Raw genomic sequence first — 26,459 nt, forward strand, 5'->3', positions numbered from 1 at the left:
GCCATCTTGGCAGTATTGGGTATGCCAGAGGCGTTTGGGAAAGTTCTGCATGTCTGTTCCGACGGCATTCTGACGCCCTCGCTTCATGCGCTGGCTGTAGCAGACGCTCTTGGCTCGTCGGGGGCGATCGAATATATCGCTGTTTCGGCATGGGACCGAGCCGGATTGCGTCGACCTATGGCTGGTCGCAATGGATCAGCGTTGCTGGCACCATCGTCTACTTTGGTAGACCTTGGGTGGGCACCAACACCGCCCATGCGATTCATCAGGAACTTGGTCCGGGAATTGCAGGAACAGCCGAGGCGCCTCAATCCGGAGATCCGAAGCGCTGAGCTTTCGCTTGTGGCTTCAGGGAGATCGGCGTCGGTAGGGAGATCGGCGTCGGTGTCAAGAGCCGGCAGCGTGGCGGGCTGGGTGCTCAGGTCAGCTGGGGAATCTGGACAGGGAATGGTCGCTGCGCCGCACGCGAGAGCACCGAAACCATGGAAAACGCTGGCGGTCGGCGTGGGGCAGGATGTTCAGCGAAGAGCGGCGCAGTTGAACGCTCTCGGAATTCGGCGGGCATTGGTTGCGCCAATGCTGGTTGAGGTCTCTCCGACGGAGGGGCGGCAACGGCGGAAACTTGTCTACGGCGAGCTGTCAATGGAGTCACTTGACGAGACCACGGCGGCGCTGGATATCCCTAACAGCTTAGGTTACGCGGCCTTGCTTGTCTTTCCGCTCGGCATGCTCCTTGCGTCATGGCCCAAAGAGCTTCCGGAAGGCGAGGTTTGGGTTCTCGGGCGGGGTGTGGAAGCATGGCTTGCTGCGACACTGGCAGGCGCAAGTGAGAAAACCGTGAGGTTGCTCGGGTTGGCAAGGGAGCGCCCGACGGGCGACGGTTTGCCAGAGATCGAGCCGCTGGAGGCGCGACGTGACGAAGCCCCTGCGCTCATCCTGAATGTCTCTGGCGGGTCGATCAAGGATGAGCAGGTGGGCGGTAAACTGCAACGAAAGGGTATCCTGGTGTCCCCGGATCTTCATGGTGCACCGTTGGGCTATCAATGTTCCATAAGGCCACTGGTGAGCCAGCCGGATCGGGACACGTTGCTGCGTGCCCTTGATCTGATAACCGACTGGAACGTGCAGGACCGGCATCCCAATTGTTTTTTTCAGCTTTCCCGTGAGGACTTGGCGGCGGCATTTATTGCGCCCGCTTTTCAGCTCCCGGTTCTTTCAGAGGGGTCTCTGGGATGAGGGTTCTCGTGCTTGGCGGCAACCGATTTATTGGGGCCGAGCTGCTTGCACTCTTGCTGGCGCAGACGCATGAAATCACGGTTCTGGCGCTTGATCCACCATCTGCTGACATGGCAAGATCCGTCCGCTTCGTCCAGGCAAACCGCCGTGCTCTGGACGGGCTAAGGAGTTACTTCGCGGACCAGAGCTTTGACGCGGTTTTCGATAATATTGCGTTTCAGCCCGAAGATGTCGAGAGCCTGATCGACTTGCTCGGCGATCGTTGCGGCCGGTATGTTTTGACAGGGTCCGTCGACATCTATCCTCAAGCCGTTCCACGGCAATGGCGTCCCGAAGATGGTCCGCTCGAACCGTTTACTCTTGATGGTGCTCCATCCGCAGAGCGCTACCTGCGTGGAAAGCGGGGCTGCGAACGAGTGCTTCAAGCTTCCGGCATACCGTTCAGTGTGGTCCGTCCTGCCATTGTGACCGGCCCGAAAGATCCGATCGCACCGCGCCCCCGGTATTGGGCACTGGGCCAAGCGGGTGCGGGGCGCTCGCTGCACCTGCCTGCGCGCGTTATCGATGGGCAGCCCATACTCTTGCCGCAGAGGGACCGGCGTGTCTTCCAGCTTGCCTGGGTGCAGGATGTGGCGCGGGCTCTTTATCTCGCAGCGTTTCACCCACAGGCGGCGGGGAGGTCATTCAACGTTGCCGGCGATGAACTCTGGACACACGAACGGCTCGTCCGTGCTCTATGCGAAGCGGCGGGAAAGACTCCCCGGATTGCGCGCGTGTCCGATGAGGATCTCGTCACCGTCGGTCTAGGTGGATACGATGCCCCGTACGGGCGAGGGCCGCGTTGTTCACTCGCGTCCAGCGAAAGCCTCAAGGCGCTTGGTTGGCGGCCGACGCCCCCCCGGGTGTGGTTGCCCCAGCTTCTGGACGCTGTTCGTATGACCGAGGTGCGCCCTTACTATCACCTCCGATCCCAAGAGCTAGCGCTTGCCCGGCGGCTCCGTCCGATGGGGACCCGAGATGGCGAGGTCACCATGGCTTCGGGTTCCTGTGGCAACGCTGTTCGCAGAAGCCCTGTGCGACCGACAACGGGCCTCCATCCCGCTGATAATTACCGCCAACTGGACGGAATGTCTCTTTCGACGATTGGGATCGGGACTCATCGAGGTGACGCGGACGAGTTTACTGATGCTCAGTATCTTGAATCTCTCGGTGTGGCGCTGGACGGAGGTATCAACGTCATCGATACAGCCATCAATTACCGCGCGATGCGCGCAGAGCGCGTGGTCGGGCGCGCGGTGCAGAGCTATATCGAGCGCGGCGGGGCAAGAGAGTCCGTCTTCGTGACCACGAAGGGGGGGTTCGTCCCCCACGACTCAAGTGACAGCCGGCCTGCCGCGGTCTGGGTGCAGGAAGAGTTGGTGCAACCAGGGTTTCTGGATCCTGCGGATGCCCTGGTCCGGCATTGCCTGCGCAAGGACTGGATCGAAGAGTCCCTCCGGCGAAGTCTGAATAACCTAGGTCTATCACAAGTCGATGCCTATCTACTGCACAACCCGGAGCGGTTTTTCGTGAGGACGGGGGCGGAATTTTGGCGGATACTGACCGAGACGTTTTCGCTTCTCGAAGATAAAGTCGCTGAAGGGCAGTTGCGTTACTATGGCTTGGCACTTTGGGATGCAATCAGGGCCGATCTGAGGAGCCCGTCGCTCCTTCCACTTGCAAAGGCGCTCGAATGCGCGCGACTCGCAGCTGGTGGGGCGCGGCACCATTTCCGGATCTTGGAGATGCCTTTGAACGTCAATGACGCCTCAGCGCTTCGGCGCCGGAACCAGTTGGTTCAAGGTCGGTGGGTCGCAGCCCTTTCATTCGCGTCGGAGCATGACATGTTTGTTCTCGCCAGCGCATCAGTGGCAAGAGCCGGGACCCTAGGGCAGCGTAGCCGCTCAAGGTTGCCGGTGGTTCCTGGTACGGAAGATCCGTACGTGCGTGCTCTGCAGTTCACGAGAAGTGCGCCGGGAGTGGGCTGCGCCCTTGTTGGTATGCGGCGGGTGGAACACGTGCGGAGCGCCCTGAAGCTTTCAACCGTAACACCGGAGTGTAGTGACGCTATCATCGGCCTTCTATAAGTCGGGTTCCGAGGAGCTTCTAGCTTGGCTTGGGCCCAGAAGTGGCTCCCGGAACCGAAGCGCATGCCTGCGGTGTCCTGACCATAGTGGAGGCTGGGTTCGTTTTGCTTGCGATAGAGCAAGCTCCAGTTTTTCTCTGGTCCCGCAATGAGCGTCAGCCAGTCGCAGGAACTGCTCGGGAAGCGGTCAGCAGTGCGCAGAGGAAACCAGGAGTTTTTTAAACCGTTTTTTGCGAAACGGCGGTGTCAGGCCGACATGGGTTCCAGAGTGGCAGTTCCAATAGCCGTATAGGTATCGTGATCGATGCATGTGAACCATGCGAGCCGTGTTTCTTTACGATGGTGACGGTTCCTAGGGCGGGGCTTAGATCGTCATGCAGCCTTGGCGTAGTGCTTGACGGGCTGTCATCAACGACCTCCGGTTTGCCGCCTTGCGGATTGGATCGGTGGGTTCGTGAGCAGTCCCGGTGCTGCGTCGTGTTGATGCTGTGCGGAGATCGTAATCGTGTATAGGAGGGTTTGATGAGCGTGCCGTCCGGTAAGGATATGGTTCAGGCTGCGTTTGCTTGCATTGCCGATAAGAACTATTTCGTTGGCATCTGGTCTCTGATCAATAGCATCTACGCATATCATGGTGACGAATATCCTGTGTATGTTTTCGATCTTGGGCTCTCGAAAGGACAAATTGCAAGCCTGCGCAAGCATCCCGTGGAGATTTTTGTGGTCCAAACGATCGATCCGGGAGCGTATGGTGGGAATGTGCGTAAGCTTTTTTTTGATGTGCGGTGCGGTCTTTTTGGCTATCTGATAGGCAAGGTAAAAGTCGTTTATATGATTGACGCCGATATCGTTCTGACGGGTCGGATGGATGATGTCTTTCAGCTTGCGGAGCAGGGCAGGATTGTCACTAACTTATGGAAATATCCTCCCCTGAACCCCACGGAGTTTGAGTTTGTGGGTGAGGAATTCCGATCATATGGGGATTCGGTTGTGGGCAAGCGAAAGCTTTGGTTTCAGGCAAGTGTATTTTGTTTTGATGTCATAAAACACTGGGACCTTGCATGTCTGTTCGGGCAGGCATCGAGATTTGCCGAGTGGCGCTCCAACGGTGGGTTTCCAGTATTTCTCAAGGGGGGGCATGAGCAGGAAATGCTCAGGCACCTTTGTATTTTGCTAAACAAGGAGCCCTATTTGCATCAATTCGGGGTGGAAGACTGGTCGGATAGTCGCCATGAACGTAGTGTCAGCATTAGGGAGGTTAAAGAGGACGGTACGCTGGTCGTGCGTAGAAGGTCATTGGATAGAGATCAGCGCTTATTGCATAATACCCCGTCTGAGAAGTGGTGGATGTCGGAAGAGGGGGAAAGGAAGCTGGCTGGCGCAGGGGATAAGTTGCGTTGCTTCCAGCACTTTTTCAGCTTGATTAAGGATAAGTAGAATCCAATGGTGTCACCAGAGGTTGCGCGGGGCCGGTAAGGCGGAACAAGGATTGTCGCGGAGCGCTGTAGCAACATATTGCGCGACCGCCTGTCGCGACCTTGTGCTCGAAGTTATCGCTTTAGAGCGCTGCGGGCTGCGGGCTGCGGGCTGCGGGCTGCGGGCTGCGGGCTGCGGGCTGCAGCGATGCCAAACGTGTCCGAAAGAAGAGGAGTGGCAAATGCCAACCGTCGATGCCAACAAGCGGTTGTGGGATGGTGGCTACAATTGGGGTCGTGGAGGGGATGAATGGTCGGACCCTTGGGGCGGCACGGTGCCACAGTGGCGTTTCTTGATCCTTCCGCGGATCCAGTCCTTCCTCCCCGCGGACACGATCCTTGAGATCGCGCCCGGATTCGGCCGGTGGACGAGTTTTCTTTCAGGGTGCTGCAATCGCCTAGAAATGGTCGACCTGAGCGAAGCCTGCATTGCCGCATGCAAGGAGCGGTTCCAGGGTTTGCGCACCATGGGCTATCACGTGAACGACGGGTATTCCCTAGGGATGATTGGAGATCGATCGATTGACTTCGCCTTTTCCTTCGATTCGCTCGTTCATGCGGAGGCCGATGTGCTGGACAGTTATCTGGGCCAGCTCGCGATGAAGCTGAAGCCGGATGGTGTCGGGTTTTTTCATCACTCCGCCATGGGAATTCACCGCGAAGAGCTCGACGCCATCGAGCGGATCCCGAATCAATTGAGAAGCGCAGTCGTTCAGCCTCGGTGGCTGATCCGGAACCACATGCGGGCGCGAAACGTGTCTCCTGCGGTTTTCGAGGAGCTGTGCTCAAAGCACAGTCTCCAGTGTATCGGCCAGGAGGTGGTCAACTGGCGGGAATCGGTTTTGACCGACTGTTTCTCCACATTTACGTTGCGATCGTCTTCCTGGGCACGTGAGAACCGCGTGATTGAGAATCTTGAATTCATGAGGGACGCCGAACGGATCAAGCAGTTGGCTTCTTTGTATATGCATAAGAAAGTGCTTGAGGGCTGAGGGCTGAGGGCTGAGGGCTGAGCGGTGATAATGTGCCGAGTGTGGTGCTGGGTTCTTGATGGGGCTCAACCGGGATTGAGTGCGAATTGCCGCTAGGTGCGTCGCCGAAGAAGGTGGATCGGTCCTAGAAGGAAAAATTTTGGGAAAAGCTAATCCTGCCGTTGCGTATTCCGGACCAACGTGATCTCCTTAAGTAAAAGACCCGCTCTAGCGAGTTTCCGATGGGCACGCCGGTCAAGATCACCGGAATCAGCGGTCAGGTTCGCCGGGGAGCATTACGGATTTATTCCAATGGGGGATGAACCTGCTCGGCGACCCCCGGTCCCGGCGCGCCTGCGGCGCGTTCGCGAGCAAGCTCGCTCCTACGCGGTCCAAGGCAGCGCTAATCGGTCTGCTTGGATGAGCCAGAACAATTCCGTAATGCTCCCGTTCGCTGGAATGCGCGCCACGGGAGCCAGGAAAGGTGATGGCGCGGTCCGCAGCCTATAACCGAAGGGCTCGATCGTCGTCATAACGAGTCTCCTTTATCGGTGCCCTTCTCGGTAGGGAAGGATTCGAGCAAACGCGAGGACCCAGGATGTCGATGCGGGGCGCAGTCGTCAAAATGGGCCGCTACGCATATTCGTGGCGGACCTGGGGGCGTCAGTAATGATCGGATGTGTGTCAAAATACCCACTGAACCGGTCGGATTTGTCGCAAGAATGTCGCGCTGTGCATTGACGGTAGCCATAGCCAGCATCTAGATTAGGTATTTATGGATCGCGTGTGTCGCTTCCGTCAGGCTTTCGGCTTGGTTAGCGGGTTTGTCCGGCATGGAGGGAGAGCCGGTGGTCTCGGGAAAGTGACGAATTTTGTCACTCGGGTGATGCGATCCGACAGGCTTCGGGCGTCCAAGAACATGAAGACGGTCCACGCCGCCCTGGTACGCGATGTGCTTGCCGCGGATAAGGTGCGGGTTGTTGGAGGTCGAACCGGGGCCACAGGTGCGTTTGGTGGTTGCTGGCCCGCGTGTGCTGCACTGTGGCTGTAGGCCGCCGGCGCAGCTGGTGGGGGTCGGTCTGCGGTCAATGCGAATGATCAAAAAGGTGGGTTGACGACATGAAGAGTCTAAGGCGCTTTGCATTATCCTTGGCCGTTGCAGCCATGCTGGCGGCAATGGGTACTATGGCCCAGGCCTCGATTCCCGAGCCCTTGCGGGAGGCGATCGTCGAGGCGATCAACACGAACCCGGAGGTGCAGGAGCGCTGGCATGCGTTCCTGGCGGCCGAAGAGGGGCGCAAGGTCGCGCGCGGCCGGTTTTTCCCCGAGGTGGATCTGACGCTGTCAGCCGCTCGACAGTACCAGGAAAGCAGCGATTTCGGGCGTCTCACGCGGGATCCGCTCAGCGCCAGCCTGACGCTGAATCAAATGATCTATGACGGCTTCTTCACCCAGGCGGACGTGGCGCGCCTGGGGCACGCGAAGATGGTGCGCTATTACGAGCTGCTGGAGGCGGCGGAGCAAGCGGCGCTGGAGGCGATTCGTGCCTATGCGGACGTGGAACGCTACCGCGAGCTGGTCTTCCTGGCCGAGCAGAACTACCAGGCGCATCGGGATCTTTACGACCAGGTCGAGGAGTTGGTCCGCACGGGCGTGGGGCGCCGGGTGGATCTGGAACAGGCGACCGGGCGTCTGGCTCTGGCGGAGTCGAATCTGCTCACCGAGATCGCGAACCTGCACGACGTGACCGCGCGTTTCTTGCGTATCGTGGGGCATACTCCGCCCGACGACTACATCGACATGATCGGTGTATTGCCGGCGGATCACATTCCGGAAACGGTTGATGAGGCCTTGGTCGACGCGCTTGCGGCGAATCCTGCGCTGTTCGCGTCGGTGGAAAACATCCTGTCGGCGCAGGAGCAGGTCCGGGTTGGGCGGTCATACTATCATCCGCGGCTGGACTTTCGGGTTCAGGCGAGCCGCGACAATGCCCTGAACAACTTTTTTACGGATAGCGGCGAGGAGTGGGTGACCGATACGGTGATCGGCCTTGTGCTGACCTTCAATCTGTTCCGCGGCTTGGCCGATCAGGCGCGAATCGGCCAGTTCGTCGAAGAGGCCAACGTCGCGAAGGACAAGCGGGAAACCGTGTGCCGCAACATCCGTCAGACGGTGGCGATTGCTTTCAACGATATCGAGGTGCTCGATGAGCGTCTCGTGTATCTGGATCAGCACCAGCTGTCCAGCGACCGCGTGCGGACCGCCTATATGCAGCAGTTCACGATTGGCCAGCGGACGCTGCTGGATCTGCTGGATACGGAGAACGAGTACTTCGAAGCGCGCCGGGCGTTCGTCGATGGCCAGTTCGATCGCGAGATTGCGGTGGCGGAAACCCTTACCGGTCTCGGGCGCCTGCTGCCAGCACTCGAGCTCGTGCGGGACGACATGCCGGACGTGGGTGACCCGCCGGTGATCGATCCTGAAGAAATCTGTCCGCCAGTGGCCCCGACCGCTGTCGATGTGCCCCGGAACAGCCTGTTCCGTTGAGGTAAGCGCTCTCCCGCCGCCCCCCTGTGGCAAGGGGGCGGCTAGTATTCCTGGCGCTCGGGTGGGTGGGGCATTCTGGTACGGCTGCTACCCGAGCCCCTGCTCCGCCCCGTTGCCATAGGCCGTCACGCGGTTGCGCCCTGCCTTCTTGCTCATGTACATCGCCTGGTCGGCGCGGGAGATCAGTTCCTGGATGTCTCCGGCGGCCTCTGGATAGCTGGCGAAGCCGATGCTGATCGTGGTGTTCACCCGCTTGCCGTCGGCATCGAAGGTCATGTGCTCGATCGCCTTGCGAATCCGTTCGGCGACCTCGTAGGCGGGGGCCTTGCCGGTGTTGGGGAGTAGCACGATGAATTCATCGCCCCCGTAGCGCGCGATCAGGTCGGAGCCACGCAGCGTGTGCTTCAGGGTCTCCACCATGCGGATGATGAGCAGGTTCCCGACCTCATGCCCCAGTTCGTCGTTGATGCCCTTGAGGTTGTCGGTGTCGATCATCATCACGGTGAGTTCGGTATTCTCCCGAGTCGCCCGGATTCTCTCGCGCTCCATCGCGGCATAGAAGGCCCGCATGTTCGGAAGACCGGTCATGTCGTCGGTTTCGGAGAGATGCTGAAGGAACCGGCGGGCAAAGTTCATATCGGCCGCCAGCAGGGCCGTGAGGTAGGCCACCAGCACGAACGGCGCGAAGTTGAACATCAGGGAACTGAAGGTCTCGTAGGTATAGAACGCATCACCCAGCAGCGAGTGCGATGCGTGCAGGTAGAGCAGCGTGATCAGCGCGACCAGCGCGAGCGCCATGTACTTGCCGAGTGTGAGCGCGGAGAACACGATCGGGAGCAGGTACAGGTTCACCAGCGGGCTGTCGGACTTGCCGGTATGCCAGATCACGAACGCGGTCAGGGCGATCATGCCCAGAGTTTCGACGGTCAGCTTCCAGCGTGCTTCGGTCGTGAACAGGTTGAGGTAGCGGAATCCGATGATCAGCAGCGCAAAGGCGCCACACGCGATCGAAATCGCCAGCGCGTTGATATCTACCCCGGGGATCACGAGGTAGACCAGGATCAGGATCAGCAGCAACCACTCGATTTCGGCGAGCGTGCGGTTGAACCCCTTCAGTTCGATCTCTTCGGGTTGAACCGCCGCGGATCCGCCCTGAGCCGCCGCTGTCTGCTTCCTCTTATTCCATCCCATCTCTGTCGTCGCCATCGCGCTGGTTGTCCTTCGGACGCGGTCGGGCCAGCCGACTGCGCAAGTGCGGTCCCTGACCTGGCGCGACGGCCCCTCGTCGGAAATCCTCCCTTTTCCGTTTCCTAAGGTGCCTGGCCGACGAGGGACAGGTTCCGGGCATTCTGCGTGGGCTGAGTCTATACCAAAAACGGAGCAGCCCGCAGGGCCGGCAGTGAGCCGCGAGCGCATCGCAAGCGCGTGCCTTGAGCCTGCCCGTGGGCGGCAGGCACCGCGATGCGGCCACCGCGGTTGACGCTTGCCGTAGCGGCCACTAACTTCTATGGCCTATGTGGCCACCCCCGATGATGAAAGAGGCGTAGGCGTAGGGCGGAAGAGGCCGAAGGCCGTCATCCGCCAGCTGGCGCCGGGGTTGCCGCAGGCGCCAAGCAGGCGCGAACGCCGAGCGGCGGATGACGCTGCGCTATTCCGCCCTACGGGTCGCCCGGGACACGAGACAGGCCGTGACTTTCACGCTAAATTGTGGGCGGGCGGGGTACCGCGGTCGTGCGCATTCGGCCCGGCGGAGTTGCCCCGGCCGCGAGGGGCTTGCCAGTGCGAGTCGCCACTGGGCCATTGCCGGTCGAGCGGGCGAAATCCGGCACGGAGTTCTCCCGGCGCCGTATCCATGATGCTTACCACCAGGAGAAAAGGGATGATGCAGCGAACGATGCGAATGAGCCGGAATGTCTTCGTCGCAACCGCGGCGGTACTCGCGCTTGGGCTGCCTGCGAGCGGCGTTGCGTTCGACGAAGGGGCCGAGGCCACCATCGACTACCGGCAGGGCGTGATGCGGGCCATCGGCGGCAACGTCGCCTCCACCGCGGCGATCGTGGTCGACGGGGCGGATTACCGCGACAATCTGGAGATGCACACCCGCTATCTGGTCGACGCGACCCGCGACATTCCGGGACTGTTTCCCGAGGGCTCGGACTTCGGCGAGACCGACGCGCTGGCTGCGGTCTGGGAAGAGCCCGAGAAGTTTGCCGAGCGCTCACGCGAGACGCACGAAGCGGCGGTGGCGCTGCACGAAGCCGTGGAGCGGGGCGATGACGCCGCGATCGGGCAGGGCTTCCGGGCCCTGGGGCAGTCCTGCCGGTCCTGTCACGAAGACTTCCGCCACCGCGACTGATTCCCTGGGCGTGGCAAGATCGACCCGGTTGGTGCGGGGGCGTTCGCTGCTCGCGGCGGCGCTCCTGCCGCCACTGCTGGCGTTTTCGGGCCTGGGTCCGGCGAGCCAGACGGCAAGCGGCAGCGAAGCCGACCCGGTACGTCAGGGCGAGTACCTGCTCAGGGCGGCCGGCTGCGTGTCCTGCCATACCGAAAAGCGGGACGACGCGCCGTTTCTCGCAGGCGGGCGGCCCATCGCGAGCCCGTTCGGCACCTTTTACGGGCCGAATATCACGCCCGACTCCGAGACCGGAATCGGCGGCTGGACCGAGGCCGACTTCGAACGCGCGCTGCGTCATGGGCGGAGCCCGTCGGGTCGGCATTACTACCCGGCGTTTCCGTACACATCCTACACCCGCATGCGCCGTGACGACGTGGCCGCCCTCTGGGCGTATCTGCAGACGGTGGAGCCGGTGCACCAGGAGAACCGGCAGCACGATCTGGCCTGGTACGTGCGGGCGCGCCCGGCGTTGGCCGTTTGGAAGTTCCTGCATTTCCGGGCAGGCGAGTTCACGCCTGATTCGGCCGCTTCGGACGAGTGGAATCGGGGCGCCTACCTGTCCCGCGCGCTCGCGCATTGTGCCGAATGCCACTCCCCGAGGACGCGAACCGGCGGCCTGGATCCGGACCGGCGCTATGCGGGTGCACGCCTGGCGGATGGCGACGCGGCGCCCAACATCACCCCCGACCGGGAGACCGGGATCGGCCGCTGGCGGCCCTCGCACATCGTGCGCTACCTCGATCTCGGCATGGATCCCGACGGGGATTTCGCCGGAGGGTCGATGGGGGACGTGATCGGCGAAGGAACCAGCCATCTGACTGTGGAAGACCGCCGTGCACTGGCCGTCTATCTGCAGTCGCTCGAGCCGATTCGCCACCGGGTGCCGCCCGCCGAGTGACGCAGGCAGGCGGCCTGCCGGAGCGACGGTGGGCTGCCGCCCGCATGCTGCCCGCAGGGCTCGTCAATTCCCGCGCGGCCGGTTGTCATCCCCGGTCCGGCTGCCTGGTTCGGCTTCGGGTGGCAACGCCCCGCTCTCATGCAGATCCGCTGGCTGGGACTCCCCGTCTGCGGTCTGCGCGTCGGCGGATTCGTCTTCCTCGGGCGGCTCCTGCTGTCTCCGCCACGGGGCCGGATCCAGCCGGTACATCATCAGCGCGCAGAGGATGCCCGACAGCGCCCCGAACAGATGGTATTCGAAGGACACGCCGGGTTCCTGCGGAAAGATGCCGGCCGCCATGCCGCCGAACACCAGGAAGACCACCAGTGCGAGCGCGATGGCCATCGGGTCGCGCCGCAGAAAACCGATCACGACGATGAAGAACATCAGCCCGTGGGTCAGGCCGCTGATGCCGATGTGGAAGCTCTCGCGAGCGAACAGCCAGACTCCGATGCCGCTGAACAGCCAGATCAGCGGGACGGCGAGCCGGGTCGCCCGCGGATAGCCGAACGTGGCCAGCGCGCCAAGGCCCAGCAGCGCGGGGGTATTGGCCATCAGGTGCATCCAGGATTCGTGGATCAACGGGGCGGTCAGGATCCCGGTGAGCGTCGCCGGGTCGCGGGGGAACACGCCGAGTCGTATCCAGTTCGCGCTCATCGCCGCCTGGATACCGGCGATCGTCCAGAGCACGGCGACCCCGAGCAGCGGCCACAGCAATGCGCGCCGGAAGCGGGTTCTTGGCGGGTCCGGCTCACGTTCCGGCGCTTTGGCAGGCCGATCACTCATTGCCGGCAACATACGGTGTAGTGCCGGCCGGCGGCAAGAAAGCCCGGTGCCCCGCGCTGGCGCATCGCCGGCGGGATGGACCTGGCAGCGAAAGGCGCCTGACAGTCATGGCCAGCGGCTACCCCCCGATGATGAAAGAGGCGTAGGGCGGAAAAGGCCGAAGGCCGTCATCCGCCATCCGGCGCCTGGGTCGCCGCGGGCGCCGGGGAGGCGCGAACGCCGTACGGCGGATGACGCTGCGCTATTCCGCCCTACGGGTCGCCCGGGACACGAGACAGGCCGTGACTTTCACGTTAACGTTGGGTCATCGCGAACGATGACTGGAGCGTCCGGATGAACTGGCCTGTGGTAACCGTGAGCGCGCTGGCGTTGCTGCTCGTTGCCTGTGGAGGCGGCGGCGACGGCGACGCACCATCCGGGTTCACGCTGTCGGGCGTGATCAAGGCGGATGCGTTGAACCGGGTCGATTCCGATACCAACGATCCGGAAACCCCGATGATCCGCAACAATACCGCCGGCGAGGCACAGCAGGTGCCGGCGCCGGCGTTGATCGGCGGCTTCGTGGCGGCTCCCTTTACGGCTACCCGGTTTGGTCCCGCGGGCGACGAGTGGGATATCTACCAGGTCGACCTGCAGGCCGGTCAGCCCATCGTGCTGGAGTTTCCCGACGCCACCGTCGCCGATCTCGATCTCTATCTCTCCGATCGCAGCGGCACGATCGTCGATGCTTCGCTAGGAGTCGGTTCCCGGCAGTCGCTGGTGGTTCCACGCGATGACCGCTACTTCGTCGCCGTCCATGCCTATGCCGGTCGCTCCAACTATTCCCTGCGGCTCGATGCCGTGTCTGCGCTGACGCAGGCATCCGTGCCGCGCGGGCCGCGACTCTCCGACCGGTTCGCGCCCGGCGAGATGATTGTGAGGCTCGGCGCCGACGCCGGCAGAGGTCCGGTGCAGCCGAAGATCGAAGCGCAATCCGTCGGTCTGAAGACCGTGGCCGGCGCTCCCGACCGCGAACAGTTGTGGCGCATCCCCGCCGGGCAGGCGGAACAGGTGCTCGGCATCCTGGGTGAGCGCAGCCCCGCGGTGAATGCCCTGCATTTTTCCGACCCCGAGGATCTCGAGCGCTACCAGACACTGATCGCACTCAAGGAACTCGAACGGCGGCCCGGAGTTGCCTCGGTTTCGCCCAACTACCGGCTGCAACCGCAACGACTGCCGAACGATCCGCTGCAGGGGCTGCAGTGGTACCACCGGAACATCGATCTTCCGGGCGCCTGGGACGTGTCGACCGGGCAGGCGCCCGATGCGGAGATGATCATCGCGGTGATCGACACCGGCGTCTTTCTCGATCACGAGGACTTGCGCGACCGGCTGGTTCCCGGCTTCGATTTCATTTCGAACCCGGATGTGGCCCGGGACGGCGACGGGATCGATCCCAACCCCGACGATCCCGGCGATTCGTCGCAGCCGGGTCAGAGCTCCTGGCACGGAACCCATGTCGCCGGCGCCGCCGCGGCTGCCACCGACAACGCGATCGGAATCGCCGGTGTGTCCTGGGGTGCCCGCATCATGCCGGTACGCACGGTGGGCAAGGGCGGCGGCCTGCTGTACGACACGCTGCAGGGGATTCGCTTTGCGGCCGGGCTGCCGAACGACTCGGGCACCGTGCCCGCGCGCTCGGCCGATGTGATCAATATCAGCCTGGGGGGCGGGGCGTTTGCCCAGGCGCAGGCCGATCTCTACCAGCAGATCCGTGATCTGGGAATCTTCGTTGTCGCAGCTGCCGGGAACAGTGCCGGGTCGGTAGGCTTTCCAGCCGCCTACGACGCGGTGTTCGCGGTAGGGGCGACCGACGCACTGAATCAGCGCGCGCCGTACAGCAGTTTCGGGGATGGGCTGGACTTGGTGGCGCCGGGGGGCGACATGCGGGTCGATCGAACTGGTGACGGCTACGGTGACGGCATCCTCAGCACGGTCGCCGATGATACGACCGGAAGCCGCCGCAGCGCGTATGCGTTCTACCAGGGCACGTCGATGGCCACCGCAGTCGCCTCCGGAGTCGTCGCGCTCGCGCGCTCGACCGAACCGGGCCTTACGCCCGACGCGTTCGACTTCCTGCTGCGCTCCGGAGCGCTCACCGACGACCTCGGTCAAGCCGGTTGGGATCCGGAAACCGGATGGGGGTTGATCAATGCGCGCCGCGTTCTGGGCGCGGTGCGCGAGTGGGCCGGAGGCGAGCCGTTGCCGCCGTTGTTGTCGGTCACGCCGGAGCGCCTGGAGTTCGGGTTCACCGAGTCCGCGCTGGCTTTCTCGCTGCGCAATTCCGGAGGGGGTACGCTGCGGATCGGTGAGGTGACCGCCGACGCTCCCTGGCTTTCCGTAACGCCCGAGGCGATCGATCGCGATGGCCTGGGCGGGTATCGGGCGCAGGTCTCACGCGAAGGCTTGCAACCGGGCGACCACCGAACCTCGATCCGGGTGGCGCTCGAGGGTGGGGGCGAGCGTTCGATCCCGGTGAGCGTGCGGGTGGCGGCTCCGGAACTGGCGGAGGACAGCGTGGGCAGGGTCTATGTACTTCTGGTAGATGCCTCCGGGAACACCGTCGCCGAGGTGGGCGTGAACCCGGACGCGGGCTTATACCATTTCCGGTTCGAGAACGTGCCTCCGGGCGACTACCGGGTCGTCGCGGGTACCGACATGGACGACGATCGCCAGATCTGCGACCCGGGGGAGGCCTGTGGGGCCTATCCCACGCTGACGTTGTTCGAACTTCTGCGTGTCGACCGCGACCTGGCTGGGCTCGATTTCTCCGTCGGCTTCCGCGCTGGGCGACCGGGGCTCAGTGGCCTTGGGGCCGATGGCGCGGAGGCGGAGCCTGGCGTTCCCAGGATTAGCGGGGGGCGATCGGAGCCGGGCGTCGCGCGGCCCTGATGCAGCCGAGGCCCGGCAGCGGGCGGAATCGCCCGGGAAAGCTTGTGCGGGTTCCCGAGTCGCCGGTTACCGTTCATAATTCCAGGGTAATGGGCTTGCCGTGTCCGTTCCGGCTATAATCCCGGTAGGAGTGACTTGGGGCTGCATGCGCGCCCCGTGATGCTGAGGCTCGAGTAGCCTGCCGGTCCCCTGTAAACCGAGCTCCGCCCCCCAGCCAAGCGCCAAGCGCCGACCGCGAGATCGTGCGGAATCCGCCTGCCCGCGGATTCCCCCGTCGCGCTCATGATGAAACCCAAGGAGACAACACCGTAATGAATGAACCTCAAGCCGTCTCGCCGCGCCGCCGCCTGCAGGAACTGCTGGCGATCCCGGACAGCAAGCGGACCGAGGCCGAATGGGACGAACTGAACGAACTCGAGATCTCGCTGGCGGCCGTGAACCAGCTCTCCGGCGGTGGCGATCGGCATCCGCGGACCAATGGCGGTTCCCCGGGCGGGGAGGGTCGGTCCGGACGGAACTCCAAGGGCCGCAAACCGCAGATGCGTTCCCAGAAGCGCCCGCCTCGGGCTGTAGAGTCCTGAGCCCTTCGCCCCGGCAGGGCGTCCGGTAGATTTCGTACCCGCCCGCTTCATCAAGTCTGCCGGCACTGCCTGCAGATCCAGCGTCTGCGGCACGACGGGAGCAACGCGCTTTTTTCCGCTGCCGGGATTTGCCGCGACGGCCGAATCCCGAAGGGACCTGCTTCCTGGTCAACCGGCCGTGAACCGAATGACACCCTTGGAGCCACGGTCTCCGCTGGCGCCTGGTCCCCTGTCGCCGTGAACCGGCCCTGCCGGCTGCGGTGGTGTCGGCCTGCCTGACCATCCCGACTGCCGCCCCGGTCTGGTATCGTCCCCGGTGTTTTCCCATGGAGACTGCAAATGGCGGATGCGGGGTCTCTGGTGCCCGGCTTCATGGTGGTGCACGGCAACCGCATGCACGACCTGCGCGCGCTGGCCGTCGAATGGCTGCGTCGCTACCCGCTGTCGCCGCTGGAAAACGAGGTCATACTCGTCCAGAGCAACGGCATCGCCCAGTGGCTGAAGCTGGCCCTGGCCCGCGACCCCGGGCAGGATGACGGCGGCTGCGGCATCGCGGCCGCGCTGGACGTGCAGCTGCCGGCACGTTTCCTGTGGTCCGCCTACCGGGCGGTGCTCGGCGCCGACGCATTGCCCGACGAGTCACCGCTTGCGAAGTCGCCGCTCGCCTGGCGCCTGATGCGCCTGCTTCCGGAATGCCTCGAGGCGCCCCAGTTCGCTTCGCTCGCGCGTTTCCTTGGTGACGACCCCGACCTGCGCAAGCGCTGGCAGCTCGCGGGGCGCCTCGCCGATCTGTTCGACCAGTACCAGGTCTACCGTGCCGACTGGCTCGACGACTGGGCCGAGCGGCGGGATGTGTTGCGCGATGCGCACGGGGCGCCGCGCCCGCTGCCGGACGGGCAGTGCTGGCAGGCGGCGCTGTGGCGCGCAGTGCTCGACGACCTCGAGCCCGGGCAGCGGGAGCAGAGTCGGGCCGCGGTGCATCGGCGCTTCATGGCGCGAATCCCCGGGCTCGACCAGCGGCCGCCCGGGCTGCCACGGCGGGTCATCGTGTTCGGCATCTCGTCGTTGCCTGCCCAGGCGCTCGAGGCGCTCGAGGCGCTCGGGCGTCTGTGTCAGGTGTTGCTCTGCGTCCACAATCCCTGCGAGCACTACTGGGCCGACATCGTCGCGGACCGGGATCTATTGCGCGCGCAGCGCCAGCGCCAGGCCCGCAAGCCGGGCATGCCGGAGGATCTCGGCGACGCCGACCTGCATCAGCACGCGCACCCGCTGCTGGCAGCCTGGGGCAAGCAGGGGCGCGACTACATCCGCCTGCTCGATCTGCACGACGATCCGCAGCGCTACGGTCATCTGCTCGAGGCGCTGCGCTGGCAGCGGATCGACCTGTTCGAATCCCATGGCGGCACGACGCTCCTGAACCAGCTGCAGGACGACATCCGCGAACTTCGGCCGCTGCACGAGACGCGCGCGCACTGGCCGGCGGTGAACCCGGCCCTGGATCAGTCGCTGCGCTTTCATGTCGCGCACAGCCCCCAGCGCGAGGTGGAAGTCCTCCACGATCAACTGCTCGACCGCTTCCAGCGCGACCCGACACTGCGGCCGCGCGACGTGATCGTGATGGTTCCGGATGTCGAGGCTTACGCGCCGCAGGTGCAGGCGGTGTTCGGGCAGGTCGAACCCGACGATCCGCGCTATCTTCCATTCGCGCTGTCGGATCGCAGCCGGCGCGGCCGCGAGCCCCTGCTGGTGGCCCTCGAGCAGCTGCTCGCCCTGCCCGAATCGCGCCTCGCGGTCAGCGATCTGCTGGATCTGCTCGAGGTGCCGGCGTTGCGCCGGCGTTTCGGGATCCGCGACGACGGGCTGCAGCGGCTGCACGCCTGGATCGAGGGTGCCGGCATCCGCTGGGGGCTCGATGCCGCGCAGCGCGCGAGCCTCGGTCTGCCCGACGGCCTGGAGCAGAACACCTGGCAATTCGGACTGCGCCGCATGCTGCTCGGCTACGCGGTCGGCGGGCCGGGCTCGGATCCGGGCGCCTGGAACGGCATCGAGCCCTACGACGAGGTCGGAGGGCTCGATGCCGCGCTGGTCGGCCAGCTCGACGCGCTGCTTGCGGCACTCGGCCGCTGGTGGTCGCGGCTGGGTCGGGATGCGTCGCCCTCGCAATGGGCCGAACGCCTGCGCGAGCTGCTGCGCGATTTCTTCGAACCCGAGGAGGAGCGCGAGCAATGGTTGCTGACCCGGCTCGACGACGCGCTCGAGGACTGGGAGGCGGCCTGCCAACTCGCCCGCACCGACGAGCCCTTGCCGCTGACCGTGGTGCGCGAGAGCTGGCTCGCGACCATCGACGAACCCGGGCTGTCGCAGCGTTTTCTCGGCGGCGCGGTCAACGTCTGCACGCTGATGCCGATGCGCGCGGTGCCATTCCGGATCGTCTGCCTGCTCGGCATGAACGACGGCGAGTACCCGCGCATTCCGACCCCGGCGGATTTCGACCTGATGGCGCGCCATTACCGGCCGGGCGACCGCTCGCGCCGCGAGGACGACCGCTACCTGTTCCTCGAGGCATTATTGTCGGCGCGGGAACAGCTCTACGTCAGCTGGGTCGGCCGCAGCGTGCGCGATGACTCCGAGCGTCCGCCGTCGGTGCTGGTCACGCAACTGCGCGACCACGTCGCGGCGGGCTGGCGCCTGGCAGCGCCGGAGGATTCTGCCGGGGCGGGGGAGCGCAGGGGGCTGCTGGAGGCGCTGACCGTGGAGCATCCGCTGCAGCCGTTCAGCCCGCGGAACTTTCCCGCCGACGGAACGGGGCCGCTGTTCACCTATGCCCGCGAGTGGGAGCCAATGCACCGGTCGGCGCCGGAAGTTGCATCGGATTCGGGGTCCCGCGGGCCGGAATCGGCCGAAACGGGGGGCGCCGCGGCCTTCCCCCCCCTTCCGGAGCGGGATGTCGACGCGCTGTTGACGCCCGAGGATCTCGGCAGGTTTCTGCGCAACCCGGTGCAGCACTTCTTCAACCGGCGTCTCGGCGTGTTCTTCGACGAACAGGCCGCCGCCCCGGAGGACCACGAGCCGTTTTCGCTGGACGGGCTCGGGAAATGGGAGGTGCGCGACCGGCTTGCGGCCGCGGCGCTCGCGCAGCCGGACGAACCCGCTGCCTGGCCGGTACGGATCGACGCGGCGCTGCAGGGGCTGCGCCGCTCCGGCTGGTTCCCGATCGGCGGAATCGGTACGCGTCTGGCCGATGGGCTGCAGAACGAGGTCGGCGATCTGCTCGAGCGCTACCGGCATTGCGCCGCGCGCTTCCCCGGCCGGATCGAGGGATCGCGGCGGCTGGCCTTCGCCGATGCCGGCGTCGCCGTCGAAGGGGAGCTGGCCGGCTTGCGGGCGGATCCGGAGGGGCGGCCGGCGGTGCTGCGTCATCGCGTCGCCAAATTGCGCGGATCGGCTCCCGCCTGGCGCTACGACGCGCTGGCGTTCGCGTGGGTGCAGCACCTGCTGGCCAATGCGACCGGTTTCGGACTGACGACGCTGGTCGTCGGCACCGATGCCGATCTGGAATGGCGCCCGCTGGAACGCGAGGCAGCCGAAACAGCCCTGCGCGGGTTGCTCGATGGCTGGCGCGAAGGCCAGCGGGCACCGCTGCCGGTCGCGTGCCAGACCGCCTGTGCCTGGCTCGAGGCAGAGGCCATGGACAAGGATCCGGCCGATTCGGCCGGAAAGGTCTACGCGGGCAACTGGAATCAGCCCGGAGAGGTCGGACGCAGCCCGTATCACGCCCGGGTCTACCCCACTGCCGAGAGCCTGATCGGGGCGTTGGCGTTTCGGCACTGGGCCGGGGTGCTGTACGGGCCGTTGCTGCAGGCAACCCGAGCGGACGCGGAGGCCGGCGCATGAACCGTCACGGTTCCGGGCCGTCGCGCGCCGAGCAGCCGCCGGAAGGCCGCGGTTTGCCGCCGGGTCCGCCACACGCAGGGGCTGCGGTTGATGCCGGCGTCCTGGAGTTGCAGAACCCCGCCGGTCTGCCGCTGTGGGGCAGCCGGCTGATCGAGGCCAGCGCGGGTACCGGCAAGACCTACACCATCGCCGGGCTGTACCTGCGGCTGGTGCTCGGACACGGCGGCGAGCAGGCGTTCGCGCGGCCGCTGGCGCCGCCGGAGATCCTGGTGGTGACGTTCACCGATGCCGCGACGCGTGAGCTGCGCTCCCGGATCCAGGAGCGGCTGCTGCAGGCCGCGCGCCATTTCCGGGGCGAGGCGGGATGCCCACCCGACGCTTCACTGCAGCGGTTGCTCGACGACTATCTCGATCCGCAGGCCCGCGCCGCCTCTGCGCGCCGGCTCGAGGTCGCGGCGGAGTGGATGGACCAGGCCGCGGTCTCGACGATCCACGGCTGGTGCCACCGCATGCTGCGCGAACACGCGTTCGACAGCGGCAGCCTGTTCGACCAGCGGCTCGAGGCCGACCTCGCCGAGCTGCGCAGCGAAGTCGTGCGCGACTACTGGCGCTGCATGGTCTATCCGCAGCGCTCGCCACGGCTGGAGCTGCTGTGCGCGATCGTGGGTTCGGACCCGGCCGATCTCGAACGGGCGATTGCGCCGTTGCTGGCGCTGGAACCGCCCCGGCCGGTCGCGATCGACGAACTCGAGGCGGCGCTCGACCGGCGTCTCGAAACACTCGATCGGGTCAAACGCCCGTGGCGCGAGGACTTCGACGCGGTCGCAGCGAGCTTTCGCTCGGCGCTGCCGGAGCTGCACGGCGGCAAGTACCGCAACGCGGAAACGCTGCTCGAGAAGATGCGCGCCTGGGCGCAGGATCCCGCGCTGGCACAGCCGGACATCACCGGGGGCGGCACCGAGCGCTTCAGCCTGCAGGGCATGCGCGAGCGGCTGAAGAAGAACCGCAGCCTGCCCGAGCCGCTGCACCCTGCCTTCGAGCGGCTCGACGGCTACGCCGGACTGCCGGACGAGAGCCCCGAGCGGGTATTGCGCCACGCGGCGGCCTGGGTCCGCGACCGGCTCGAACGCGAGCAACGCCGGCGCGCGGTGCTGGGCTTCGACGACCTGCTGACCGGCCTCGACGCGGCGCTTGCCGGGCCCGGTAGCGAGCGCCTCGCGGAGACGATCCGTGCCCAGTTCCCGGTCGCGATGATCGACGAGTTCCAGGACACCGACCCGACGCAGTACCGGATCTTCGACCGGATCTACCGGCTCGAGGAGAACCGGTCCGAGCAGGGCATCTTCCTGATCGGCGACCCCAAGCAGTCGATCTACGGCTTCCGTGGCGCGGACATCCACAGCTACCTGCAGGCGCGCGCGGCGACGCAGGGCCGGCACTACACGCTCGGCACGAACTACCGCGCCACCGACGCGTTCGTGCAGGCCTGCAACCGGCTGTTCGGCCACGGCGAGGCGCAGCCAGCCGGCGCCTTCCTGTTCCGGGATTCCAGTGGTGCCAATCCCGTGCCGTTCCTGCCGGTGCGGGCGCAGGGGCTGGACGAGGTCTTCGAGGTCGGTGCCACGGCGCTGCCGGCGCTGACGCTGGCGTATCTCGACGACGCCGAGGGGATCGGCAAGACCCGATACCTGGAGGATATGGCCGAGAGCTGCGCCACCGCGATGGTCGATCTGCTGCAGGCGGGCCAGTCGGGGCAAGCGGCGTTCCGTGGGGTCCGGGAAGCGCGTCCGGTGCAGCCCGGCGACCTCGCCGTGCTCGTCCGCGACCGCAACGAGGCCGCACAGATCCGCCGCGAGCTGGGGCGGCGCGGCGTGCGCAGCGTCTATCTGTCGGACCGCGACTCGGTGTACGACGCTCCGGAAGCATCCGACCTGCTGCGCTGGCTGCGCGCCTGCGCCGAGCCTGAGTCCGAGCGCTTGCTGCGCGCCGCGCTCGCTACCGCGACGCTGGGGCTGGAGCTGCCCGCGCTCGACCGCCTGAATCACGACGAGGCGCACTGGGAACAACGGGTCCTGCAGTTCCGCGAGTACCGGCGGATCTGGCGCGAGCAGGGCGTGCTGCCGATGCTGCGCCGCCTGCTGCACGACTTCGGCCTGCCCGCAGCGCTGCTGCGGCGCACCGACGGCGAACGCGCGCTGACCAACCTGCTGCACCTGAGCGAGCTGCTGCAAACGGCCTCCGGCGAGCTCGACGGCGAGCAGGCGCTGATCCGCCATCTCGCCCGGCACCTCGACGGCACGGCCGGCGCAGCCGACGAGCAGGTGCTGCGGCTCGAGAGCGACGAGGGGCTGGTGCAGGTCGTGACCATCCACAAGTCCAAGGGTCTGCAGTATCCGCTGGTGTTCCTGCCATTCATCTGCACTTTCCGGGAGCAGGATGGGAAGAACGTTCCGCTGTTCTACCGCGACGCCGACGGCCGGCCCCGGACCAGCTGGCGGCCGGAAGCGGAGCAGGTGGATGCTGCCGACCGCGAGCGCCTGGCCGAGGACCTGCGCCTGCTCTACGTCGCCGTGACCCGCGCGCGGCATGCCTGCTGGCTGGGGATCGGGCCGCTCGCGGTGGGCGGCGGCGCGAGCAAGCTGCACCGCAGCGCTGTTGGCCACCTGCTCTCCGGGGGCGAAGCGATTCCGCCCGGAACGCTGGAAAACTCGTTGCGGCGTCTCGCCGGGGATTGCCGCGACATCGCGGTGACGCCGGCGCCCGAACCGCAGGAGCTGACCTACCGTGTCGCCGCGGCGGGGGCCGCGACCGGCGGCGCGCGCCGGCCGGAACGACCCGCGCGCGAGCACTGGTGGATCGCGAGTTACAGCGCGCTACGCAGCGGCGAGCCGGTGGCCGAAGCCGCGGCCCCGCTCCCAGAGGCCGCCGACACCGCGCTCGAGGAGCGCTTCGCGGAGGCGGCGGACGAGCCCGCTCTGCCGCAGCCCTCCGGAAGTGGCCGGACCGACGCCGGTCCGCACCGCTTCCCGCGTGGCCCCGAGCCCGGCACCTTCCTGCACGGGCTGCTGGAATGGGCGGCGCGGGAGGGTTTCGGCGCAGTCGCGCAGGATCCGGCGCGGCTGCGCGACGTCGTGGCCCGGCGTTGCCGGCGGCGGAACTGGGAACACTGGGTCGATCCGGTCAGCGACTGGCTCGCGCGCTTGCTCGACGCACCGCTCGCGTTGCCCGAGGCCGACCGGCCGGCGCGCCTGCGCGAGCTCGCGGTCTTTCAGCCCGAGCTCGAGTTCTGGTTCGAGACCCATGCGGTGGATGCCACGCGGATCGACGACCGCGTTCGGACCCACATCCTGCCCAGGGCGGTCCGTCCGGGTGTCGCTCCCCTGCGGCTGAACGGGATGCTGAAGGGGTTCATCGATCTGGTGTTCGAGCACGGCGGGCGGTACTACACCCTGGACTACAAATCGAACTGGCTCGGGCCGGACCCGGCGGACTACGCGCCCGGGCGGCTCGCCGCGCGCGTGCTCGAGCACCGCTACGAGCTGCAATACGTGCTCTACACGCTGGCATTGCACCGGCTGCTGCAGTCGCGGCTTCCGGACTACGACTACGATCGGCACGTCGGCGGCGCGGTGACCTGGTTCCTGCGCGGTGTCGACGCGCCCGGAGCCGGCCTGCACCGTGACCGCCCGCCGCGCGCGCTGATCGTGGAACTGGACCGCATGGTGCGCGCGGAACCTCCGCTGCGGCAGGAGGCACCGCGATGACCCGGCCCGAGCCGGCTGCACTTTCCGGGCCTGAACCCTTGCTGCAGCTGCTCGCGCGCTGGGTGGAGCACGGCTGGCTGCGCGCGCTCGACCGTTCGTTCGCGCAGTTCCTGCACGAACAGGTACCCGAGGCACCGCCGCTGCTGCTGCTCGGCGCGGCGCTGGCCAGCCACCAGTTCGGGCGGGGACACGTCTGCCTGGACCTCGCGGCGGCGCTGGCGGACCCGGACCGTGCGCTGTCGCTGCCGCCCGACGGCGAGCCGGATGCCGCGCCGCCGCCGCGGCCGTCGTCGGTGCTTGCGGGCACGACCCCACAGGCGTGGAACGCCGCGCTCGGCGACGACCGGCTGGTCGGGCAGGGCGCCGGAGCGACGCCGCTGGTGCTCGCGGACCAGCGGCTGTACCTGCGCCGGCTTTGGGAATGCGAGCAGCGGATCGCCGAGGCCGTCGGCGAGCGGCTGGGCGATTCCGCCGCGCTGCGTGCGAACCTCGACGCCGATGCGGTGCGGGCCTGGCTCGACCGGCTGTTCGGCGCGAAGCCGGAAGCAGGCGGCACCGACTGGCAGCGCGCGGCCTGCGCGCTTGCCGCCGGCACCCGCTTCGCGGTGATCACCGGGGGCCCCGGAACCGGCAAGACGACGACGGTCGTGCGCCTGCTCGCACTGCTGCAGGCGTTGCATCTCGGCCACGGCGCGCAGGCGCCGCTGCGGATCCGGTTGGCCGCGCCCACCGGCAAGGCGGCGGCGCGGCTGAACCTGTCGGTCGCCGGTGCGGTGCACGCGCTGGCGATGCCCGCGGACGCGCTGGGAGCCCATATCCGCGCCGCGATCCCGACCGAGGTCAGCACCGTGCACCGGCTGCTCGGCAGCCGACCCGACAGCCGCCGCTTCCGGCACCACCCCGGCCATCCGCTGCCGCTCGACGTGCTGGTCGTCGACGAGGCGTCGATGATCGATCTGGAGCTGATGACTGCGGTGTTCCGCGCGCTGCCGGCGCAGGCCCGGCTGATCCTGCTCGGCGACAAGGACCAGCTTGCGTCGGTCGAGGCCGGTGCCGTGCTCGGCGAGATCTGTGCCCGTGCCGAAGCGGGTCACTACACGCTTGATACCGCGGCCTGGCTCGAGCGCGTCAGCGGCGAGGCGGTGCCGGAGGGGATGCGCGATCCGGGGGGCGAGCGCCTCGATCAGCAGGTGGTGATGCTGCGGCGCAGCTACCGCTTCGGGGAGCAGAGCGCGATTGGACGGCTGGCCCGCGCCGTGAACGGCAGTGACGCCGACGCCGCGCGCCGCATCACCGCATCGGGGCCGCTGCCCGATGTCGCGCGGATCGTGTTGCGCGGCGCGCCGGATACGGTGCTCGAGCGTCATGTGCTCGAGGGGGGCGGGCCGTCGTTCGCGACCGGTACGGATCGTGCCCGGCCGTCCGGTCATGCCGCCTACCTGCGGCGGATGCACGAGGCCCATCCCGGCGCGGCGGCGACGCCCGACGCGCTCGACCACTGGGCGCGGGACGTGCTGGAGGCCCACGCGGGCTTCCAGCTGCTGTGCGCGGTACGCCGCGGCCCCTGGGGCGTCGAGACGCTGAACCGCCGGGTCGAGGCCGCGCTGCGCGCCGAGGGCCTGATTCCCGCCGGCGGCATCTGGTATCCCGGACGTCCGGTGATCGTGACCGCGAACGACTATGGGCTAGGCCTGATGAACGGCGACATCGGCGTCACGCTGGCGCTGCCCGCGCAGGGGGAGGCGGGTGGCGGGCTGCGGGTCGCGTTTCCGGCCGGCGACGGCAGCGGCGGCCTGCGCTGGGTGCTGCCCAGCCGCCTGGCCAACGTCGAGACGGTCTACGCGATGACGGTGCACAAGGCGCAGGGCTCGGAGTTCGATCACGCGGCGCTGCTGCTTCCGGAGCGCGAGAACCCGGTGTTGACCCGCGAACTGCTCTACACCGCGATCACCCGTGCTCGGCGCTGGTTCACGCTGCTGGAACCGCGCGAGGGGGTGCTGGAACAGGCGATCGCGCGCCGGGTGCTGCGCGGCAGCGGTCTCGGCGATGCGCTGCGCCGGGCCACCGTTCGGATGGACAGGGATGCAGACGATGATCGATGACCGGGCAGCAGTCGGGTTCAGCGCGGCGCCGGCCACCCTGCGGTCGCGCGCAACGCGGGCCTGCCGGATGGCAGCCGCAGGCGGGTGGCGAGGCCATGAGCGCTGAGTCTCCCGCCGCGACACCGGAGCTGCTCGCGGCGTACCGGGCCGCGCTGTACGTGGTGCCGGTCGGCCCCCGCGTCTGCCGGCTGCGCATCGGCGAGCCGCCGCCCGAGCCGATGCGGCGATGGCTCGCGGAGCACGGCCCGTCCGGCTGGCTCAGCGCGTTCAACCCGGGCAGCCGCGCGCTGCCGCTGCTGGAGAACCTGCGCCGTCACCAGGCGCTGTTCCAGCGCCTGCGGGCCGAAGGCTTCGACGCCCTGGTGGGCTACGCCAGCGACCCCGCCGGACACTGGCCCGACGAGACCAGCCTGCTGGTCCCGGGCATCGGCCGCGACCGGCTGAACCGGCTCGCTCTCGACTTCGGGCAGGTCGCTTTCCTGGCGCTTGCCCCCGGCGAGCCGCCCCGGATGTGGCTCGCCCACCCGGAGGGTCCGCTGCCGGATCCGTTCGGCACGGAAGACGGGTAGCGAGCCGCGTCAGCCGGCGCGGTCATCCGCCATGACCGGGTGCTCGCGCGGCTTCCCGCAGCCAGTGGCTGTCGGCGTGGAGGAAGAAGGCCCGGTCCTGCTCGCGTTCGAAGTCGGCGGGCGCGAGGTATCCCCTTGCCTGTCCG

15 protein-coding genes and 1 pseudogene are annotated in these 26,459 nt (G+C 66.6%); 13 read left to right on the top strand and 3 right to left on the bottom strand.

Features of this window, described 5'->3' with window-relative positions; translation table 11 throughout:
• Positions 1-447 precede the first annotated feature (447 nt).
• The 5 genes from THITH_RS00650 (at position 448) to THITH_RS00675 (ending at position 8,354) form a co-directional block, all read left to right on the top strand.
• Entirely contained in the window at positions 448-1,236 is a 789-nt protein-coding gene (locus tag THITH_RS00650; protein ID WP_156925467.1) for a hypothetical protein, read from the top strand.
• Positions 1,233-3,362: an aldo/keto reductase gene (locus tag THITH_RS17280; RefSeq protein ID WP_006746452.1), complete on the top strand. Its 2,130-nt coding sequence runs from the start codon at positions 1,233-1,235 to the stop codon at positions 3,360-3,362. Before THITH_RS00650 ends, THITH_RS17280 begins: the two co-directional genes overlap by 4 nt.
• Before the next feature lie 521 nt (positions 3,363-3,883).
• Entirely contained in the window at positions 3,884-4,798 is a 915-nt protein-coding gene (locus tag THITH_RS00665; protein ID WP_006746451.1) for a hypothetical protein, read from the top strand.
• Positions 4,799-5,018: 220 nt separating this feature from the next.
• Entirely contained in the window at positions 5,019-5,828 is an 810-nt protein-coding gene (locus tag THITH_RS17010; protein ID WP_006746450.1) for a class I SAM-dependent methyltransferase, read from the top strand.
• 1,098 nt (positions 5,829-6,926) lie between these two features.
• The gene (locus THITH_RS00675) at positions 6,927-8,354 is read left to right on the top strand and encodes a TolC family outer membrane protein (RefSeq protein ID WP_006746449.1); all 1,428 of its coding nucleotides are present in this window, start codon (positions 6,927-6,929) and stop codon (positions 8,352-8,354) included.
• Positions 8,355-8,441: 87 nt separating this feature from the next.
• Here the strand turns inward: THITH_RS00675 and THITH_RS00680 are convergent, their stop codons facing one another.
• Together THITH_RS00680 and THITH_RS19620 are read right to left on the bottom strand one after the other, a co-directional pair.
• Positions 8,442-9,560: a GGDEF domain-containing protein gene (locus THITH_RS00680; RefSeq protein WP_006746448.1), complete on the bottom strand. Its 1,119-nt coding sequence runs from the start codon at positions 9,558-9,560 to the stop codon at positions 8,442-8,444.
• Positions 9,561-9,852: 292 nt separating this feature from the next.
• A pseudogene (locus THITH_RS19620) lies at positions 9,853-10,053 on the bottom strand (hypothetical protein).
• A gap of 183 nt (positions 10,054-10,236) precedes the next feature.
• On the opposite strand from THITH_RS19620, the gene THITH_RS00685 reads away from it, so the two are divergent.
• Both THITH_RS00685 and THITH_RS00690 read left to right on the top strand, forming a co-directional pair.
• Entirely contained in the window at positions 10,237-10,710 is a 474-nt protein-coding gene (locus tag THITH_RS00685; RefSeq protein ID WP_025367151.1) for a c-type cytochrome, read from the top strand.
• 91 nt (positions 10,711-10,801) lie between these two features.
• Positions 10,802-11,647 carry a c-type cytochrome gene (locus tag THITH_RS00690; RefSeq protein ID WP_232222316.1) on the top strand — a complete coding sequence of 282 codons (846 nt, stop codon included), beginning with the start codon at positions 10,802-10,804 and terminating at the stop codon, positions 11,645-11,647.
• Between the two features lie 63 nt (positions 11,648-11,710).
• Here the strand turns inward: THITH_RS00690 and THITH_RS00695 are convergent, their stop codons facing one another.
• A complete protein-coding gene (locus THITH_RS00695) occupies positions 11,711-12,472 on the bottom strand; it encodes a rhomboid family intramembrane serine protease (protein ID WP_006746445.1) in 762 nt (253 codons plus the stop codon).
• Between the two features lie 333 nt (positions 12,473-12,805).
• Here THITH_RS00695 and THITH_RS00700 point away from each other — a divergent pair, with 333 nt between their 5' ends.
• From THITH_RS00700 to THITH_RS00725, 6 genes are all read left to right on the top strand, one after another.
• Positions 12,806-15,403 (top strand): S8 family serine peptidase, encoded by a 2,598-nt coding sequence (locus THITH_RS00700; protein WP_006746444.1) that lies wholly within the window; start codon positions 12,806-12,808, stop codon positions 15,401-15,403.
• A gap of 311 nt (positions 15,404-15,714) precedes the next feature.
• Positions 15,715-15,984: a hypothetical protein gene (locus THITH_RS00705; protein ID WP_006746443.1), complete on the top strand. Its 270-nt coding sequence runs from the start codon at positions 15,715-15,717 to the stop codon at positions 15,982-15,984.
• A gap of 339 nt (positions 15,985-16,323) precedes the next feature.
• Positions 16,324-19,878, top strand: coding sequence for an exodeoxyribonuclease V subunit gamma (gene recC / locus THITH_RS00710; RefSeq protein WP_006746442.1), 3,555 nt, complete (start codon positions 16,324-16,326; stop codon positions 19,876-19,878).
• Positions 19,875-23,642 carry an exodeoxyribonuclease V subunit beta gene (recB, locus tag THITH_RS00715; protein ID WP_006746441.1) on the top strand — a complete coding sequence of 1,256 codons (3,768 nt, stop codon included), beginning with the start codon at positions 19,875-19,877 and terminating at the stop codon, positions 23,640-23,642. Before recC ends, recB begins: the two co-directional genes overlap by 4 nt.
• Positions 23,639-25,744 carry an exodeoxyribonuclease V subunit alpha gene (gene recD, locus THITH_RS00720; protein ID WP_006746440.1) on the top strand — a complete coding sequence of 702 codons (2,106 nt, stop codon included), beginning with the start codon at positions 23,639-23,641 and terminating at the stop codon, positions 25,742-25,744. Before recB ends, recD begins: the two co-directional genes overlap by 4 nt.
• Before the next feature lie 95 nt (positions 25,745-25,839).
• Positions 25,840-26,313 (top strand): DUF3293 domain-containing protein, encoded by a 474-nt coding sequence (locus THITH_RS00725; RefSeq protein ID WP_006746439.1) that lies wholly within the window; start codon positions 25,840-25,842, stop codon positions 26,311-26,313.
• Positions 26,314-26,459: the final 146 nt, after the last annotated feature.

Origin of the sequence: Thioalkalivibrio paradoxus ARh 1 (assembly GCF_000227685.2) — a bacterium.
In the GTDB taxonomy this organism is placed as follows: Bacteria; Pseudomonadota; Gammaproteobacteria; order Ectothiorhodospirales; family Ectothiorhodospiraceae; genus Thioalkalivibrio; species Thioalkalivibrio paradoxus.

Coding starts and splice junctions, on each gene's coding strand:
- THITH_RS00650 (WP_156925467.1), top strand. CDS start 448: ATGGTCGCTGCGCCGCACGCGAGAGCACCGAAACCATGGAAAACGCTG.
- THITH_RS17280 (WP_006746452.1), top strand. CDS start 1,233: ATGAGGGTTCTCGTGCTTGGCGGCAACCGATTTATTGGGGCCGAGCTG.
- THITH_RS00665 (WP_006746451.1), top strand. CDS start 3,884: ATGAGCGTGCCGTCCGGTAAGGATATGGTTCAGGCTGCGTTTGCTTGC.
- THITH_RS17010 (WP_006746450.1), top strand. CDS start 5,019: ATGCCAACCGTCGATGCCAACAAGCGGTTGTGGGATGGTGGCTACAAT.
- THITH_RS00675 (WP_006746449.1), top strand. CDS start 6,927: ATGAAGAGTCTAAGGCGCTTTGCATTATCCTTGGCCGTTGCAGCCATG.
- THITH_RS00680 (WP_006746448.1), bottom strand. CDS start 9,560: ATGGCGACGACAGAGATGGGATGGAATAAGAGGAAGCAGACAGCGGCG.
- THITH_RS00685 (WP_025367151.1), top strand. CDS start 10,237: ATGCAGCGAACGATGCGAATGAGCCGGAATGTCTTCGTCGCAACCGCG.
- THITH_RS00695 (WP_006746445.1), bottom strand. CDS start 12,472: ATGAGTGATCGGCCTGCCAAAGCGCCGGAACGTGAGCCGGACCCGCCA.
- THITH_RS00700 (WP_006746444.1), top strand. CDS start 12,806: ATGAACTGGCCTGTGGTAACCGTGAGCGCGCTGGCGTTGCTGCTCGTT.
- THITH_RS00705 (WP_006746443.1), top strand. CDS start 15,715: ATGAATGAACCTCAAGCCGTCTCGCCGCGCCGCCGCCTGCAGGAACTG.
- recC (WP_006746442.1), top strand. CDS start 16,324: ATGGCGGATGCGGGGTCTCTGGTGCCCGGCTTCATGGTGGTGCACGGC.
- recB (WP_006746441.1), top strand. CDS start 19,875: ATGAACCGTCACGGTTCCGGGCCGTCGCGCGCCGAGCAGCCGCCGGAA.
- recD (WP_006746440.1), top strand. CDS start 23,639: ATGACCCGGCCCGAGCCGGCTGCACTTTCCGGGCCTGAACCCTTGCTG.
- THITH_RS00725 (WP_006746439.1), top strand. CDS start 25,840: ATGAGCGCTGAGTCTCCCGCCGCGACACCGGAGCTGCTCGCGGCGTAC.